At 68.2% G+C, this 14200-nt stretch carries 19 protein-coding genes; 7 read left to right on the forward strand and 12 right to left on the reverse strand.

Annotated elements, in window-relative coordinates; all coding sequences use genetic code 11:
• On the forward strand, positions 1-885 hold the full coding sequence (gene flgL / locus B7438_RS00595) for a flagellar hook-associated protein FlgL (RefSeq protein WP_085367404.1): 885 nt from the start codon (positions 1-3) through the stop codon (positions 883-885).
• The gene (locus tag B7438_RS00600) at positions 882-1265 is read left to right on the forward strand and encodes a flagellar assembly protein FliW (protein ID WP_085367405.1); all 384 of its coding nucleotides are present in this window, start codon (positions 882-884) and stop codon (positions 1263-1265) included. The genes flgL and B7438_RS00600 overlap by 4 nt, the downstream gene beginning before the upstream one ends.
• A 16-nt stretch (positions 1266-1281) precedes the next feature.
• On the opposite strand, the gene B7438_RS00605 is transcribed toward B7438_RS00600, so the two are convergent.
• Positions 1282-2544: a serine hydrolase gene (locus B7438_RS00605; RefSeq protein ID WP_085367406.1), complete on the reverse strand. Its 1263-nt coding sequence runs from the start codon at positions 2542-2544 to the stop codon at positions 1282-1284.
• An 87-nt stretch (positions 2545-2631) separates the two neighbouring features.
• On the opposite strand from B7438_RS00605, the gene B7438_RS00610 reads away from it, so the two are divergent.
• The 4 genes from B7438_RS00610 (at position 2632) to B7438_RS00625 (ending at position 4760) form a co-directional block, all read left to right on the forward strand.
• Positions 2632-2931, forward strand: coding sequence for a DUF2470 domain-containing protein (locus tag B7438_RS00610; RefSeq protein ID WP_085367648.1), 300 nt, complete (start codon positions 2632-2634; stop codon positions 2929-2931).
• 82 nt (positions 2932-3013) lie between these two features.
• Complete coding sequence (locus B7438_RS00615) at positions 3014-3427, forward strand: DUF4383 domain-containing protein (protein ID WP_085367407.1); 414 nt, start codon at positions 3014-3016, stop codon at positions 3425-3427.
• Between the two features lie 31 nt (positions 3428-3458).
• A complete protein-coding gene (locus B7438_RS00620; protein ID WP_085367408.1) occupies positions 3459-4001 on the forward strand; it encodes a hypothetical protein in 543 nt (180 codons plus the stop codon).
• Between the two features lie 114 nt (positions 4002-4115).
• Positions 4116-4760 (forward strand): heme oxygenase (biliverdin-producing), encoded by a 645-nt coding sequence (locus tag B7438_RS00625; protein WP_085367409.1) that lies wholly within the window; start codon positions 4116-4118, stop codon positions 4758-4760.
• Here the strand turns inward: B7438_RS00625 and B7438_RS00630 are convergent.
• The gene (locus tag B7438_RS00630) at positions 4757-5116 is read right to left on the reverse strand and encodes an FHA domain-containing protein (protein ID WP_085367410.1); all 360 of its coding nucleotides are present in this window, start codon (positions 5114-5116) and stop codon (positions 4757-4759) included. The two genes, B7438_RS00625 and B7438_RS00630, sit on opposite strands and share 4 nt — an antisense overlap.
• A gap of 38 nt (positions 5117-5154) precedes the next feature.
• Positions 5155-6444, reverse strand: coding sequence for an ATP-dependent RecD-like DNA helicase (locus tag B7438_RS00635; RefSeq protein ID WP_085367411.1), 1290 nt, complete (start codon positions 6442-6444; stop codon positions 5155-5157).
• Between the two features lie 91 nt (positions 6445-6535).
• On the opposite strand from B7438_RS00635, the gene B7438_RS00640 reads away from it, so the two are divergent.
• Positions 6536-7606, forward strand: coding sequence for a hypothetical protein (locus B7438_RS00640; RefSeq protein WP_256921814.1), 1071 nt, complete (start codon positions 6536-6538; stop codon positions 7604-7606).
• Between the two features lie 26 nt (positions 7607-7632).
• On the opposite strand, the gene B7438_RS00645 is transcribed toward B7438_RS00640, so the two are convergent.
• The 9 genes from B7438_RS00645 to B7438_RS00685 form a co-directional block, all read right to left on the reverse strand.
• Entirely contained in the window at positions 7633-9543 is a 1911-nt protein-coding gene (locus tag B7438_RS00645) for a cytochrome c oxidase assembly protein (RefSeq protein ID WP_179150694.1), read from the reverse strand.
• 163 nt (positions 9544-9706) lie between these two features.
• Positions 9707-9994 carry an HU family DNA-binding protein gene (locus B7438_RS00650; RefSeq protein ID WP_085367412.1) on the reverse strand — a complete coding sequence of 96 codons (288 nt, stop codon included), beginning with the start codon at positions 9992-9994 and terminating at the stop codon, positions 9707-9709.
• A gap of 255 nt (positions 9995-10249) precedes the next feature.
• Complete coding sequence (gene rpsN / locus B7438_RS00655) at positions 10250-10555, reverse strand: 30S ribosomal protein S14 (RefSeq protein WP_085367413.1); 306 nt, start codon at positions 10553-10555, stop codon at positions 10250-10252.
• Positions 10556-10559: 4 nt separating this feature from the next.
• Positions 10560-10727 carry a 50S ribosomal protein L33 gene (rpmG, locus tag B7438_RS00660; RefSeq protein ID WP_085367414.1) on the reverse strand — a complete coding sequence of 56 codons (168 nt, stop codon included), beginning with the start codon at positions 10725-10727 and terminating at the stop codon, positions 10560-10562.
• Entirely contained in the window at positions 10727-10963 is a 237-nt protein-coding gene (gene rpmB, locus B7438_RS00665; protein WP_018188988.1) for a 50S ribosomal protein L28, read from the reverse strand. The genes rpmG and rpmB overlap by 1 nt, the downstream gene beginning before the upstream one ends.
• Before the next feature lie 181 nt (positions 10964-11144).
• On the reverse strand, positions 11145-11534 hold the full coding sequence (locus B7438_RS00670; RefSeq protein WP_085367415.1) for a Fur family transcriptional regulator: 390 nt from the start codon (positions 11532-11534) through the stop codon (positions 11145-11147).
• A gap of 6 nt (positions 11535-11540) precedes the next feature.
• A complete protein-coding gene (locus B7438_RS00675; RefSeq protein ID WP_085367416.1) occupies positions 11541-12422 on the reverse strand; it encodes a metal ABC transporter permease in 882 nt (293 codons plus the stop codon).
• Entirely contained in the window at positions 12419-13291 is an 873-nt protein-coding gene (locus tag B7438_RS00680; RefSeq protein ID WP_085367417.1) for a metal ABC transporter ATP-binding protein, read from the reverse strand. Before B7438_RS00680 ends, B7438_RS00675 begins: the two co-directional genes overlap by 4 nt.
• Positions 13288-14199: a metal ABC transporter solute-binding protein, Zn/Mn family gene (locus B7438_RS00685; protein WP_085367418.1), complete on the reverse strand. Its 912-nt coding sequence runs from the start codon at positions 14197-14199 to the stop codon at positions 13288-13290. Before B7438_RS00685 ends, B7438_RS00680 begins: the two co-directional genes overlap by 4 nt.
• Position 14200 lies beyond the last annotated feature (1 nt).

Here is a 14200-nt window from a genome sequence, read left to right on the forward strand (position 1 = left end):
GTGTTCACCCGTGTGACGAACGCGACCCAGACGCTCAGCGCGCAGAACAATCTGCAGGCCAGCCTGCAGCGGCAGACCGCGCTCTACGATCAGGCGACGAGCAGGCGCCTCCTGAACCGGCCGTCGGACGACCCGACTGCCACGGCGAGCGCCCTCGGCGTCCGCTCCGACCAGGCGGCCAACGCACAGTACGCGCGCAACGCGGACAACGGGGACGCCTGGCTCACCACCGCCGACTCCACGCTCACCTCCGTCGAGGCGATCATGAACAGGGTCCGCGACCTCACGGTGCAGGGCTCCAACGACGGCGCACTCTCTCCCGAGGCGAAGGAGGCCGTGGCCACCGAGCTCGACGGCCTCAAGAAGAGCCTGCTCTCGCTCGCGAACACCACCTACCTCGGCCGAACGGTCTTCGCGGGCAACTCGAACGCGGGCGTCGCGTTCCAGCCCGACTACACGTTCACCGGCGTCGCCGGGAGTACAGTCGACCGCAGAGTCGGTCCAGACTCGACCGTGCGCGTCGACTCCGACGGCGCAGCGGTGTTCGGCACGGGGGCGAGCTCGGTGTTCGCGCTCATCGACAACACCGTGAGCGATCTGCGCTCCGGGGTGAACACGGGACCTCGCCTCGGCGAGATCGACAACCGGATGAAGGCAATCGTGGGAGAGCACGCGGAGATCGGTGGGCACCAGACTCGCATCGACAAGGCGAAGGACACGCTCGCGGTGAACTCGAACTCGCTCGAGGGCCAGCGCGCGAGCCTCGAGGACGTCGATCTCAGCAAGGTCCTCCTCGACCTGAAGACCCAGGATGTGAACTACCAGACCGCGATCGCCGTCACGGCGAAGGTGCTGCAGCCGACGCTGATGGACTTCCTCCGATGAGCGCCGTCAGCTTCCTCGCCCCGCCTCCCGGCCTGGAGCCGTTGGTCGACTTCGAACTCACCGCCGTCGCCGGCGCGGAGGGCCTGTACACGCTGCAGGCCGCCGAGCGCCCGGAGATCCGCTTGTTCACGATCGACGCGGCCAGGCACCTGCCCGGCTATTCGCCGGAACTCCCGGACGACAAGGCCGCCGACCTCGGCGTCAGCACGGCGGACGAGGTGCTGGCGCTCGTCGTCGTCACCCCGTCGCGCGAGGGCAGCACGGTCAACCTCGCCGCTCCCGTTCTCGTCAATAGGGCGACCGGCGCTGGACTCCAGCTGGTGCTCGACGACGACGTGTTCCCCGTGCAGGCCGAACTCGCAGCCCTCGTGGGCGCCTGAATTCAGACCCCGCGCACTATTTGGCGGGAGGGCACGGTACGGTCTTGCCGATGGCCTCCGTCATCTGCGCCTCCGACCACGGAAGCCCGGCGACGACCTTCGCGCCCTTCACCTTCGCCGGCACCTTGGAGACGATGGAGGCGAGCCGCTGCGCGAGGTACTGCGCGAACGCGGGCCCCGGCGTCGAGTTGTTGAGGGCGACCACGATGGTCAGGCCGGACGACGGGTCGCTGTACATCGCCGACATGTAGCCCGGCATCGCTCCTGCACTGCCGCGCAGCGGCCCGAGGATCTGCACGCCGAGCCCGTACTTCTGCCAGTCCGACCCGTTCGGGATGCCGGTGGCCTGCGCCTTCGCCGACTTCTCCGACAGCAGCGAGCCGCTGGCGAGAGCCTGCACGTATGCCTTCAGGTCCGGGACGTTCGAGACGACACCGGATGCGGTCCAGCCCATCGACGGCGACAGCTGCGTCACATCCCGCATCGGCTCACAGACCACGGCGCCCGCAGGGTCGATGCCCACCGAGTACCCGGCAGGATGCGGGCCGGGAACGGTGAGCTGCGACGGACCGGGGAACGAGCTCGACGTCATCCCGAGCCTGTCGAAGATGTAGTGGGAGTAGAGGTCCTGCCACGACTTCCCCGCCGCGTTCTCGAGCGCCATGCCGAGCAGCACGAAGTTCGTCATCGACACCCCGAGCTTCTCGCCCGGCTTGCCGAACGGCTGCGTTGCGAGGCCGTCGCTGGCGAGTTCGAGCGCCGGCCACTGCCTGGTGGGGTTGTTGAGGAAAATGTGGTTCAGCTGGCCCTGGAAGTCGCCGATGCCCGAGGTGTTCTGGCACAGCTCCCGCAGGGTGACGCCGTCGACGCCGACCAGCCCCGGCAGCCATTTGGTGAGCGGGTCGTCGAGCTCGACCGTGCCGTCGTCCACCAGGCCGAGCAGCACCGTGCACGTCATCGGCATGGTGTTCTGCGCGATCCGGAAGGTCATGCCGGCGGTGACCGGCTTCGATCCCTTGAGGGTCGTGGTGCCGATGCCGTCGGTCCAGCTGCCCGCCCACGGCGCCCACACGCCGACCATCGCTCCGGATGCGCCTGCCTGCTTCATGGCGTCCGTCACCGCGGTCTTCAGCTTGCCCGTGACCTCGGAGGAGAAGCCGCCGGCAACCTGCTTCGGCAGCGTGGAGCTTGCGCCGGCATTCGGGGTGCACGCGGCCAGAACCAGGGCGAGGACGCTCGCCAGTGCGACGGCGGTGATCCGTCTCGCTCGTCGTCGCATTGCCATCCCCCGATGGGTTCGGTGTCCCTGGTCAAAGGATTCTAACCGCTCACGGGGGGGCGCACCGTGCAGCATACGATCGAACGCATGCAGAGCTTCCCTCCCGAGATCGTCGACGCGGTCCTCCGCCACATGAACAGCGACCACACGGACGACAACCTCGTGATCGTGCGCGCCAACGGAGTGCCGGACGCCGCGCAGGCGACGATGACGGCACTGGATGCGCAGGGCGGCACGTGGCGCGTCGTCGCCGCCGACGACCACGCGACGGACGTGCGCATCCCGTGGACGATCCCGGTCGCCGAGCGCGCGGACATCCGCAAAGCCGTCGTGCTGCTCTACCGTTCGGCGTGCCGGACGCTGGGCATCGAGCCGCGCACCGAATAGGCGACCAATCCGTTCCCGCCCATCCTCCGAACCAGGAGATGAGGCGCAGCGCCAGCCGCGCCGCACACTAGGAGGGAACATCATGCGCACATCACCGAACCGTCTGGTCGCCACCATCTTCGGCGCCGTCTATCTCGTCGTCGGGCTTCTCGGCTTCGCTTACACCGGCGGCGTCGGCTTCGTCGCCACCAAGGGTGGGCTCATCCTCGGCATCTTCGAGGTCAACCCGCTGCACAACATCGCCCACCTGCTGATCGGCGCTGCGCTGCTCATCGCCGGGCTCACCAGGGTGGCCGCCGCCAAGGCCGTGAACACCACGGTCGGCGCCGTCTACCTGCTGCTCGGCATCGTCGGGTTCTTCCTGGTCGGCACGGGCGCGAACATCCTGGCGCTGAACACACCCGACCACTTCCTTCACCTGGTGAGCGCCATCGTGCTCCTCGGCGTCGGCCTCGGCGCGGAGAAGACCGTCCGCCGCACGTCGGCCGTCGCCTGACCCGGCTGAGAGGCGAGTCACGGTGAGCACCATGACCAGGGCAGTTCAGGGGGAGGCTGTAGGCGTGGCCGTCTCGGCGGCCACCCGCGCCTGGCTCGCCGTGGCTGCGCTGGGAGCAGGGCTGCTTCACGCGGCTCTCGCCGCCAGCGCACCCCTCCCGGCCGCGATCGTCCTCGTGGCGTTCGCGGCAGGGGAGCTCGGGTGGGCGGTCGCGGCTTTCGTCCGCGACCGTCCGCCTTTCTTCCGGGCGGCACTCGTCGCCGCGCTGGTGCCCGTGGGCGCCTGGGCGGTCGTCGCGACAGTGGGAGCGACGTCGGAGGCCGGGACCGTCCTGGCACTGCCGCCGTTGCCGCTCGCGGTCGCCGCCCTGCTCGACGTCGCGGTCGCTGCGACCATCGCCGTGGTGCTGCGCCGCGGGAAGGCGGCCAACCCGGATGCGGGCGCCCTGCGCTTCGTACTGGCGCTCCTGCTGAGTGCAGCAGCGGTCAGCGCCGTCACCATCCCGGCGCTCGGTGTCACGGACGCCGGTGTGGCGGCAGTGGATGTGCACCTGCAGCACTCCGGGCACCACTGAGCCGCGCTTCGTCGGACCGGCTTTCAACACCCTGGCGTTTCCCAGCCTCGCTGCTACACTTAGGGCACCCTTCCTTAGGTAACCCTAACTAGCATCCCGAACGGCTGGAGCATCGTGGCAGCAATCATCCCCTTCTCCCAAGCCCTTCGTGAACGGGCCCGAACCGATCACGGGTCCAGCGAGGGCGCCGGCTTCATGCAGGACCTGATGACCGGGAAGGGCTGCCGTGAGGACTACATCGCCCTGGTGGCCCAGCACTACTTCATCTACGAGGCTCTGGAGGCGGTCGCCGCCCGGATGAGTGACGACCGGGTGGCCGCCGCCTTCATTACCCCGAAGCTGACCCGCCTTCCCGCGATCGAGGCCGACCTGGCGTTCCTGCTCGGCGCGGACTGGCGCGACCGCATCGCCCCCGTCCCCACGACGGTGCGCTACGTCGACCGCATCCACGAGGTCGCCGACTGGCCGGGCGGCTTCATCGCCCACCACTACACGCGCTACCTCGGCGACCTCTCCGGCGGCCAGATCATCCGCACCCTCATGCAGCGCCAGTTCGGGTTCGAGACGAACGGCGTCGGCTTCTACCTGTTCGCGGAGATCGCGAAGCCGCGCGAGTTCAAGGACGTCTACCGCGCCCAGCTGGACGCCGTCGACTGGGACGACGCGGAGCGCGAGCGCGTCATCGACGAGGTCATCGTCGCATACGCGTTCAACACGTCGCTGTTCGAAGACCTGGCCGCGGCCAAAGCCGCCGCCTAGACGCCCGCGCGCCGCAGCACGAACGATCCGTTCCCGAACCGCACGGTCGACCCGGGATCGACCTCGTGCCGGGTGTTCGGGTCGCACGCGTACGCGCCGTCGCCCGGATACACGATCGTCGTACCGTTGGCGGACCCGAGGTCGAGCACCCAGAAGATCCCGTCGTACTGCCCGAACGCCAAGTGCGCCCGCGAGATGGACTTGGCGTCGTCCGCCACCGTGATCAGCTCGGCGTGCGCCGGATCGTCCAGCTCGGTCCCCGGCGTGTGCGCGGCCGGGTTGCGCCCGATCACGCCGTTCCCGCTCGTCTCCACGTGCTGCCCGTCACTGAAGTCGAGCACGAAGGTCACCGCCATCTGAGTCTCCTGTCGCGTGTGTTCGGCGTGTGCGCGCCTCAGCCCTCGCGGGGCCGGGTGCGCATGAATCGTTCGACGTCCGCATCCACCATGATGTCGCTCGGCCGCAGGGGGCGGGACAGGTAGAGCCCGTCGAGCGAGGTGATCCGGCTCAGGGCCACGTAGGTCTGGCCGGGGCTGAACGCCCGCTGGCCGAGGTCGACGACCGCGGAGTCGTACGTCTTGCCCTGGGACTTGTGGATGGTGACCGCCCACGCCAGCCGCAGCGGGAACTGGGTGAACTCGGCGACGACGTCTTTGGTGAGCTTCTTGGTGGCGGGGGAGTACGAGTACTTGAACTTCTCCCAGATGGCCGGCTCGACCTCGTGGATCTCGCCGTCCACGTCCACGTAGACGTTGGAGTCGATGCGGGTGACCGTGCCGATGGTGCCGTTGACCCAGCGCGGCCCCTCGCCGCCCTGGCCGACGTCGTTGCGCAGGAACATGACCTGCGCCCCCACCTTGAGCTCGAGCGTCTCGTCTGCCGGGTACGTGCGGCCGCCGAAGTCGCCGCTGACCTCCGCCTTGGCGGTGAGCGCGCGGCCGGGCAGGCGGCGCAGCGCCTCCGCGTTGATGCGGTTGACGGAGTCGTTGCGGGTCGCCAGCGTGATCGTGCCGTCATCCGGTGCCGGGCGGGCGCCCATCTCGTTGAGCCGGTCGGCGATCTCCTTGGTGACCTGGCCGTGCCGCACCGCGTTGAGCATGTATTTGAAGTCGGACTCGTGCTGGCGGTGCACCTCGACGAGTTCCACGATCTTGAGGTCGGCCTCCTGCCACACCTTGGCGTCGAAGAACCACATCGACCGGTACGTGTCGCCGAAGTACGCCCGCTCCTCCGGATCGCCCGGCACGGGAGCCAGCTGGTACGGATCGCCGAACAGCACCACCTGCACGCCGCCGAACGGCTCCTTGTTGCGCTGCCTGGCCTGGCGCAGGCTGCGGTCGACCGCATCCATCAGGTCGGCGTTGACCATCGAGACCTCGTCGATCACGAGGGTGTCGATGCTGTTGAGCAGCTTGCGCAGCTCGGCGCTCTGCTCGATGTCGTGGTCGGCGATGACCCCGATTGGCAGCCGGAACAGCGAGTGGATGGTCTGCCCGCCGACGTTCAGCGCCGCGACCCCGGTGGGCGCGGAGATGACGAGCGACTTCTCCGTGTTCCAGGAGAGATGGTTGAGCAGCGTGGATTTTCCTGTGCCGGCGCGACCGGTGACGAACACATGCTCGCGGGTGTGCTCGATCAGCTCGAACACCCGCTGTTGTTCGGGCGTGAGGGAGAGTCGGCCCATCCGATTCCCTTCCGTCGCGCGACCTGCCGAACTACTCTAACGCGGCGCCGGGCTCGGACGGCGGTTCTCCACAGGCCCATAGGATGGCGGCATGAGTGGGGACGAGTCGGAGGGTGCACCCGCGCATCCGCTCGCCGCTCTCAGCCCCCGCACGCGCGTCCTGCTGATCTGGTCCGGCGTGGCCGTGCTGCTCGTCCTGGCGTTCGTCGCCGCGGTCGGCGCCGTGCAGCGCGCGTTCTACAGCCCGGCCGGTTTCGCCACCTCCTACGTGGATGCGCTGGCCGCCAGGGACGTGCGCGCCGCGATGGCGATGCCGGGCGCAGACCCGACCCCCGCATCCCTGTCGGCGCAGGGCCTGCCCGAGAAGCCGTCACGCGAACTGCTCCGACCGGATGTGCTCCCTCACCTCACCGGCATCCGGGTGGTCAGCGACGACCAGCTGGCGTCCGGCTCGCACCTGGTGGAGGTGGCAGCCCGCGCGGACGGGCATCCGGTGACGGCGAAGTTCACCGTGCGGCAGACCGGTTCGGTGCTCGGGGTCCTCCCGCTGTGGGAGTTCGCGAAGACGCCGCTGACGGTCGCGCACATCCAGGTGCAGCACGCGGACACGTTCACGATCGCCGGCCACACCCTCGAACCCCGCGCGGCGGAGAAGCAGCCGGTCGACGCGTTCTCCGTCGCGGCCGACTACCTCATGTTCGCCCCCGCCCGGTATTCGCTCGGGCACCACTCCCGCTATCTCACGGCCGACACGGTCGCCTTCCCCGCCGCGGCAGGGCAGCGGGTGCCGGTGGCAGTGGATGCGCAGCCGACCAACGCGTTCGGTTCCGTCGTGCAGACGCAGCTCCACGACTTCCTCGACGACTGCGCCAAGCAAGAGGTGCTGCAACCGGCGGGCTGCCCGTTCGGGGCGGTCATCGACGACAGGGTGCAAGGACTGCCGGCCTGGTCGATCGTGCGCTACCCGCCGGTGACCATCCAGGCCGGGGAGACCGGATGGGTGATGCCGCGCTCCGAGGGCGCTGCACACCTGTCCGTGACGGTGCAATCGCTGTTCGACGGGTCGGTGTCACAGCGCGAGACCGACGAGCCGTTCGCGATGTCCGTGTCGAAGATCACCCTCCGCGACGACGGCGGGATCGACCTGGTGGTGGCGGACTAGGGCTGCTCGGCCCTACCGGCTCGCCCCTACCGCCGCGCTCCATCCCGCGACGCCAGCTTCTGCAGCCGCTCGTTGTACGCGTTCAGCTCCGCCTCGCCCGTGCGGTCGGCGTTGCGGTCGCGGCGCTTGGTCTCGCGGTCGTCGCTGCGGCTCCACTGGATGGCCACCACGATCGCCAGGATGACGGTGGGGATCTCGCCGACGCTCCAGGCGATGCCGCCTCCCGTCTGCTGGTCGACGAGCGGGCTGTCGCCCCAGGTGCGGCCCATCGAGCCGAACCAGTCGGCGAGGAGCAGACCGGTGCTCTGCATGATCGAGAGGCCGAAGAAGGCGTGGAAGGCCATCGTCCCGAGCAGGAGCAGCAGTCGGAACGCGTACGGCAGGCGGTACTTCACGGGGTCGATGCCGATCAGTGACTGCACGAAGAGGTAGCCGGTGATGAGGAAGTGGATGATCATCCACTCGTGCCCGATGTGGTCGGTCGTGGCCCAGCGGAACAGCGGCGTGTAGTAGAACGCCCAGAGCGACCCGGCGAACAGCACGGCGGCCACGACCGGGTTCGAGATGACGTTCGCGAAGCGGGAGTGCACCGCCAGCAGGATCCACTCCCGGCCGCCGCGGGAGCCGTCCGTGCGCTTCCTGATCGACCGCAGCGCCAGGGTGACGGGCGCTCCGGGCACGAGCAGGAGCGGCACCATCATCGTCAGCACCATGTGGGCGAGCATGTGGGTGGAGAAGAGGTACTTCTCGTACACGTTGACGCCGCCGGACGTGATGTAGAACAGCAGCACGATGCCGAGGATCCAGAACACCGTGCGGTGGATGGGCCAGGCGTCTCCGCGTTTGCGCAGCCGCCAGACGCCCGCGAGGTAGAAGAAGATCGCGAAGCCGCACGCGAGCACCCAGAGCAGGTCGAAGTTCCAGCTCGTGAACAGCCGGCCCCAGGTGAGTTCGGGCGGCAGTTTCTCTCCGGTGAGGATCTGGGCGGGCGTCGGAGACTGTCCGAGCTTCTCCGCCACGGGCGTCGCTGTGCGGGCGAGCGCGGCGGCGACACCGGATGCGATCCCCATGAACGCGAGTTCGGCCGTGACGATCCACCAGAAGGTGCTGCGCTTGCCGCCCGCCTTGAGCCTGCCGATCAGGATGCGCCGCTGCATCACGCCGAAGACGCCGAGCGCTCCGAGCGCCGCCACCTTGACCAGCACCAGGATGCCGTACGGCGTGGCCAGCTGCGCCAGGGTGCCGACGCGCAGCTCCGCGTTCACGTAGCCGGAGGCCGCGACGACGATGAAGGCGATCAGGGCGAGCGACGAGTACCGCTCGAGCACGGGCACGAGGCGGCCGCCGTCGAGCGTGCGCCTGGCGACGATGAGGGTGACCAGCCCGCCCAGCCAGATCGCGGCGAAGAGCACGTGCAGGCCGAACGAGGTGACCGCCGCGTCGTGACCGGCGGCATCCGCACTGTGGCCCTGCTGCGCCATCGGGACGATCGACGCGATGGCGAGAGCGGTGACGAAGATGAGGGCCGTGTGGTTGCGCACCGCGAAGCAGAGCACCGTGACCGCGGCGGCGATGAGCGTAATGCCCAGCCACGCCTGCCCGATGGAGACGCTGGTGACGAACGAGCTGAGGCCGTTGCTGAACGCCTCGTCGAACGACCACGGCACGTTCGAGACGCTCACGAACGTGAACAGGCCGGTGGCCGCGCTCGCGACCGTCATCACCGCGGCAGAGCCTGCGGCGAAGTCGAGGGACTTGCCGAACTCGTCCTTCTCCGGGCTGAACGCGAAACAGGCGAGTACCAGCGCGCCGATCGTGCCTGCGGCACTCAGGTTCACGATGAGGGTCGCCGTTGGCAGACCCCACCGCACGAGCGCCCCCGGGTCGGCCAGGAGGGGTGCCGCAGCGCCTCCGCCGAACGCGAGGGCCGCGATCATGGAGACGATCGCGACGATCAGCAGGACGGCAGGACCGATGATGCGGACGAGTCGGGGCACCGGACAAGCCTACGTCTCACGCGCTGAGAGCCCGCACACAGGTGCGGACAGACGACGAGGGCGGCACCGCCGTGCGGTGCCGCCCTCGATCAAGCCGGTGAGACTACTTGACGGCAGCCTTGAGCTTCGAGCCGGCGGTCAGCTTGACGCGGTGACCGGCCGGGATGGCGATCTCGGCGCCGGTCTGCGGGTTGCGGCCGGTGCGGGCAGCGGTCTCGGTGCGCTCTGCAGCGAGCCATCCCGGGATGGTGACCTTGCCACCGTTGGCGACGGTCTCCGCGATGGTGGCGAAGAATGCGTCGAGCACGCCACCGACGGCAGCCTGGCTCTGACCCGACGACGCGGCGACGGCGGCAACGAGCTCGGTCTTGTTCAGCGACTTGTCAGCCATTGAGTGTCCTCCTCGGACCTTGTGCTGGATATACAGCTTTTATGTGGAACGGTTGAGGCCAAACTGGCCGTTACGTTTGGTCGGTTGACCGCCTCGAATGTATCAGAAACCCGCGAAAACACGCGGATTCTCGGCGTTTTTCACAAAGTAGGGAGCATTTGGGCAGGCGCGGGGACCGCATCCACCTCCCGGCGGGAACGACGAAGGGGTGCCCGGCTGAAGCCGGACACCCCTTCGAGGATGCTGTCTCGCTGATTACCAGCTGGACTTGGTGATACCGGGCAGCTCGCCACGGTGCGCCATGTCGCGGAAGCGAACGCGCGAGATGCCGAACTTGCTGAGATTTCCGCGGGGACGGCCGTCGACGGCGTCGCGGTTGCGAACGCGGATCGGGGAGGCGTCGCGCGGGATCTTCTGCAGGCCCTGGCGAGCCGCTTCGCGCGACTCGTCGGTGCCGTTGGGGTCGATCAGGGCCTTCTTGAGCTCGAGACGACGTGCCGCATAGCGGTCAACGATCACCTTGCGCTGCTCGTTCTTGGCGATCTTGGACTTCTTAGCCATGTGTTTAGCGCTCCTCTCGGAAGTCGACGTGCTTGCGCACTACGGGGTCGTACTTCTTGAGCACGAGACGGTCGGGGTTGTTGCGACGGTTCTTCTTGGTCACGTAGGTGTAACCGGTTCCAGCCGTCGAACGAAGCTTGATGATCGGACGAACGTCCTGCTGCTTTGCCATTAGATCTTCTCCCCACGGGCCAGGAGGTCCTTGACCACGGACTCGATGCCACGGGCGTCGATGACCTTGATGCCCTTGGCGCTCAGGGTCAGGGTGACGTTACGGCGAAGCGACGGCACGTAGTACGTCTTCTTCTGAATGTTCGGGTCGAAACGACGCTTGGTGCGTCGGTGCGAGTGCGAGATGTTGTGTCCGAAGCCGGGAACGGCTCCAGTCACCTGGCACACTGCTGCCATTGTCTTTTCTCCAATACCGCGGAGCCGGATGCTCCGCCCAAGGTCACTTGTCGGCACGGTTCACCCCAGAAATCCGGAGATGTTGGGGTTCACGTACGATCTGAGCAGGAGAGGCCCACTCAGCCAAACATCAATAGTACGTCACATCCGTGCATCCCGCCAATCGCCCGGGATGCACTGCTCACGCCAGGCGGGAGCAGGAGGCGCACAGACCGAAGATGTCGACCACGTGCTGGGGCTGTGTGAAGCCGTGCGCCGCCGCAGCGGCCTGGGCCCACTGCTCGACGGCGTCCGCCTCGATCTCGACCGTGAGGCCGCAGTTGCGGCAGATCAGGTGGTGGTGATGGCCGGTGGTGCACGCGCGGTAGAGGGCCTCACCCTCCGGCGACTGCAGCGAATCGGCCTCACCCTCGGAGGCGAGGTCGGCGAGCGCCCTGTACACCGTGGCGAGCCCGATGGGCGATCCCGTCTCGTGCAGGCTGAGGTGGAGTCCCTGCGCGCTGATGAAGCCCTCCGTGGAGGTCAATGCCTCTCGGACGGCTTCGCGCTGCCAGGTGTTCCGCTTCACCACGCCAGGTTATCCGTTCTGCCTCACGAGCCGCCGTGAACCCTGGCGTCCGCCGACCAGGCGGCAGACCACGTAGATGACGAACGAGATGGTGGTGACGTACGGGCTGATCGGCAGGGCGCTGCCGATCGCGAGCATGATGCCTCCGACGACGGAGACGAGCGCGAAGCCGACGCTGAGCAGGGGAACGACGAGCGGCGACGACGAGACGCGCATCGCGGCGGCGGCCGGGGTCACCAGCAGCGACAGCACGAGCAGCGCTCCGACGATCTGCACGGACACGGCTACGGCGAGCCCGAGGAGCACCATGAACGCCAGGGCGACGAACCGCACGGGCACCCCGCGGGAGGCGGCTACATCCGCATCCAGGCTGTCGAAGGTGAGGGGGCGCCAGATCACCAGCAGCCCGATCAGCACCACGGCGCCGATCCCGAGCAGCCAGCCGAGCTGGGGGTCGTCGACGGAGACGATCTGCCCGGTGAGCAGCCCGAACTTGTTGGCGCTCCTCCCCGGATAGAGCGCGAGGAACAGGATGCCGAGGCCGAGACCGAACGGCATCAGCACCGCGATGATCGAGTTCCTGTCCCTCGCCTTCGCGCCGAGCAGGCCGATCAGCACGGCCGCGATGAGCGACCCGGCCACCGAACCGACCACGACGTTCGCCCCGAACAGCAGGGCGGCGGCCGCGCCGGCGAAGGAGAGCTCGCTGATGCCGTGCACGGCGAACGCCATGTCCCTCTGCATCACGAACACGCCGATCAGCCCGCCGACGACGCCGAGCACGGCTCCCGCGACGATCGAGTTCTTCACCAGCGCGAGCAGTTCTCCGTAGTTGGCGAAGTCGAACAGCTGCGACCACAGGTCGGTGCTGGTTGCCAGGTGCGCGATCATGCCGCAGGCTCCGGATGCGCGGTGTGCCCGTGATGGTGGTGGTCGTGGGTCTCGGAGTCCGGGATCCCGACCACCACGATGCGCCCGCGGCTGCGGATCACGTCGATCGGGGTGCCGTACAGCTCGGTGAGCACGTCGCTGCGCAACACTTCGTCCGGGGTGCCCTCGCGGAACCGGCCGCCGGCCAGGTAGAGCACCTTGTCGACCATCCCGAGCACGGGGTTCACGTCGTGGGTGACGAAGACGACGGCGCTGTCGTGGTCGCGCCTGCGCTTGTCGATCAGTTCGCTGACGCCGCGCTGGTGCTGCAGGTCGAGGGAGAGGAGCGGTTCGTCGCAGAGCAGCAGGGACGGGTCTCCGGCGAGCGCCTGGGCGACGCGGAGCCGCTGCTGCTCGCCGCCGGAGAGGCTGCCGACGGGCACGTTGGCGTATCGACGTGCTCCGACGGAGTCGATCAGCTGCTCCACCTGCGCCTTGTCGGCCTTGGTGGGGATGGGCAGCCCCCAGCGATGGCCGTTGACGCCGAGTGCGACGAGGTCGCGAGCGCGCATCGGGGTGCCGGAGGCGATGATCTTCTGCTGCGGGATGTACCCGATCCGCCTGTCGCCGCGACGCACGTCGTGGCCGTCGAACTGGATCGTGCCGGAGTCGAGCTGCTGCTGGCCGAGGATCGTCTTCAGCAGGCTGGTCTTGCCGGAGCCGTTCGGACCGAGCACGGCGACGAACTCGCCGGCGTGCACATCCAGGTCGAGGCCGCTCCACAGGGTGCGGTCGCCGAAGCCGAGGTTCGCATCCCTGAGCCGCAGCACCACGGGCCGCTGGTCGGGGGATGGGACGCGCTCCAGCGGCTCGACCGCTTCGGCGGTCATTCGCCGAGGGCCTTGGCCACGGCGTCGACGTTGCTCGTCATCCAGCTGATGTAGTCCTTGCCTGCCGGCAGGGTCTCCGTCACGGGGACGACGGGAACGTCTGCGCTCTTCGCCGCCGCGAGGACCTTCTCGGTCTCCGGGCCGCTGGTCTGCTCATTGTATGCAAAGACCTTCACGGCGTTGTCGCTGAACAGGTGCAGCATCTCGTTGAGCACGGAGGGCGACACGTCGGTGCCCTCCTCGATGGCCGAGCTGAACGCCTCCGGGGTCTTGTTGACGAGGCCGATGGCGTCGAGGAGGTAGAGCGGAACGGGCTCGGTGATGGCGGCGCCCTCGCCCGCGTACTTCTTCTTGAGGTCGGCCGTGCGCTGTTCCAGATCGCCGAGGTCTGCGGTGAAGGCTGCGGCGTTCTTGGTGAAGGTCGACGCCTGCGACGGGTCGGCCTTCGTCAGCGCATCCACCAGCGTCCCGGTGAACTTCTGGATGGTGGGGAAGTCGTACCAGACGTGCTCGTTGAGGTGGTCGCCCGCCGTCGCCTTCTTGCCGGAGATGTCGACGACGTTGAGCACGGCCGCCTTGTCGCCCGCCGACTTCCGCAGCGTGTCCATGAAGTCGTCGTAGCCTCCGCCGTTCTCGATGATGATGTCGGCTTTGGAGACGGCGAGCTGGTTCTGGGCGCTGGCCTCGAACGAGTGCGGGTCCTGGGCCGGGTTGTCCATCAGGGAGGTGACCTGGACGGCGTCGCCCGCGACGGTCTTGGCGATGTCGCCGTACACGTTGGTGCTGGCGACGACGGAGACGGTCTTGTCGGAGTCCGCTGCTCCGGATGCGCCGGCCGAGCATCCCGTGAGGGCGAGGGCAGCGGCGAGCGGAAGAGTGAGAAGTGTGGCGATGGAGCGCGACTTCATG

It is taken from the genome of Leifsonia sp. NCR5 (assembly GCF_002105485.1).
In the GTDB taxonomy this organism is placed as follows: domain Bacteria; phylum Actinomycetota; class Actinomycetes; order Actinomycetales; family Microbacteriaceae; genus Leifsonia.

Bases quoted from the DNA above. Each gene is read 5' to 3' on its own strand.
- B7438_RS00600 (WP_085367405.1), top strand. From the start codon at position 882: ATGAGCGCCGTCAGCTTCCTCGCCCCGCCTCCCGGCCTGGAGCCGTTG.
- B7438_RS00605 (WP_085367406.1), bottom strand. From the start codon at position 2,544: ATGCGACGACGAGCGAGACGGATCACCGCCGTCGCACTGGCGAGCGTC.
- B7438_RS00610 (WP_085367648.1), top strand. From the start codon at position 2,632: ATGCAGAGCTTCCCTCCCGAGATCGTCGACGCGGTCCTCCGCCACATG.
- B7438_RS00615 (WP_085367407.1), top strand. From the start codon at position 3,014: ATGCGCACATCACCGAACCGTCTGGTCGCCACCATCTTCGGCGCCGTC.
- B7438_RS00620 (WP_085367408.1), top strand. From the start codon at position 3,459: ATGACCAGGGCAGTTCAGGGGGAGGCTGTAGGCGTGGCCGTCTCGGCG.
- B7438_RS00630 (WP_085367410.1), bottom strand. From the start codon at position 5,116: ATGGCGGTGACCTTCGTGCTCGACTTCAGTGACGGGCAGCACGTGGAG.
- B7438_RS00635 (WP_085367411.1), bottom strand. From the start codon at position 6,444: ATGGGCCGACTCTCCCTCACGCCCGAACAACAGCGGGTGTTCGAGCTG.
- B7438_RS00640 (WP_256921814.1), top strand. From the start codon at position 6,536: ATGAGTGGGGACGAGTCGGAGGGTGCACCCGCGCATCCGCTCGCCGCT.
- B7438_RS00645 (WP_179150694.1), bottom strand. From the start codon at position 9,543: ATGATCGCGGCCCTCGCGTTCGGCGGAGGCGCTGCGGCACCCCTCCTG.
- B7438_RS00650 (WP_085367412.1), bottom strand. From the start codon at position 9,994: ATGGCTGACAAGTCGCTGAACAAGACCGAGCTCGTTGCCGCCGTCGCC.
- rpsN (WP_085367413.1), bottom strand. From the start codon at position 10,555: ATGGCTAAGAAGTCCAAGATCGCCAAGAACGAGCAGCGCAAGGTGATC.
- rpmG (WP_085367414.1), bottom strand. From the start codon at position 10,727: ATGGCAAAGCAGCAGGACGTTCGTCCGATCATCAAGCTTCGTTCGACG.
- rpmB (WP_018188988.1), bottom strand. From the start codon at position 10,963: ATGGCAGCAGTGTGCCAGGTGACTGGAGCCGTTCCCGGCTTCGGACAC.
- B7438_RS00675 (WP_085367416.1), bottom strand. From the start codon at position 12,422: ATGATCGCGCACCTGGCAACCAGCACCGACCTGTGGTCGCAGCTGTTC.
- B7438_RS00680 (WP_085367417.1), bottom strand. From the start codon at position 13,291: ATGACCGCCGAAGCGGTCGAGCCGCTGGAGCGCGTCCCATCCCCCGAC.
- B7438_RS00685 (WP_085367418.1), bottom strand. From the start codon at position 14,199: ATGAAGTCGCGCTCCATCGCCACACTTCTCACTCTTCCGCTCGCCGCT.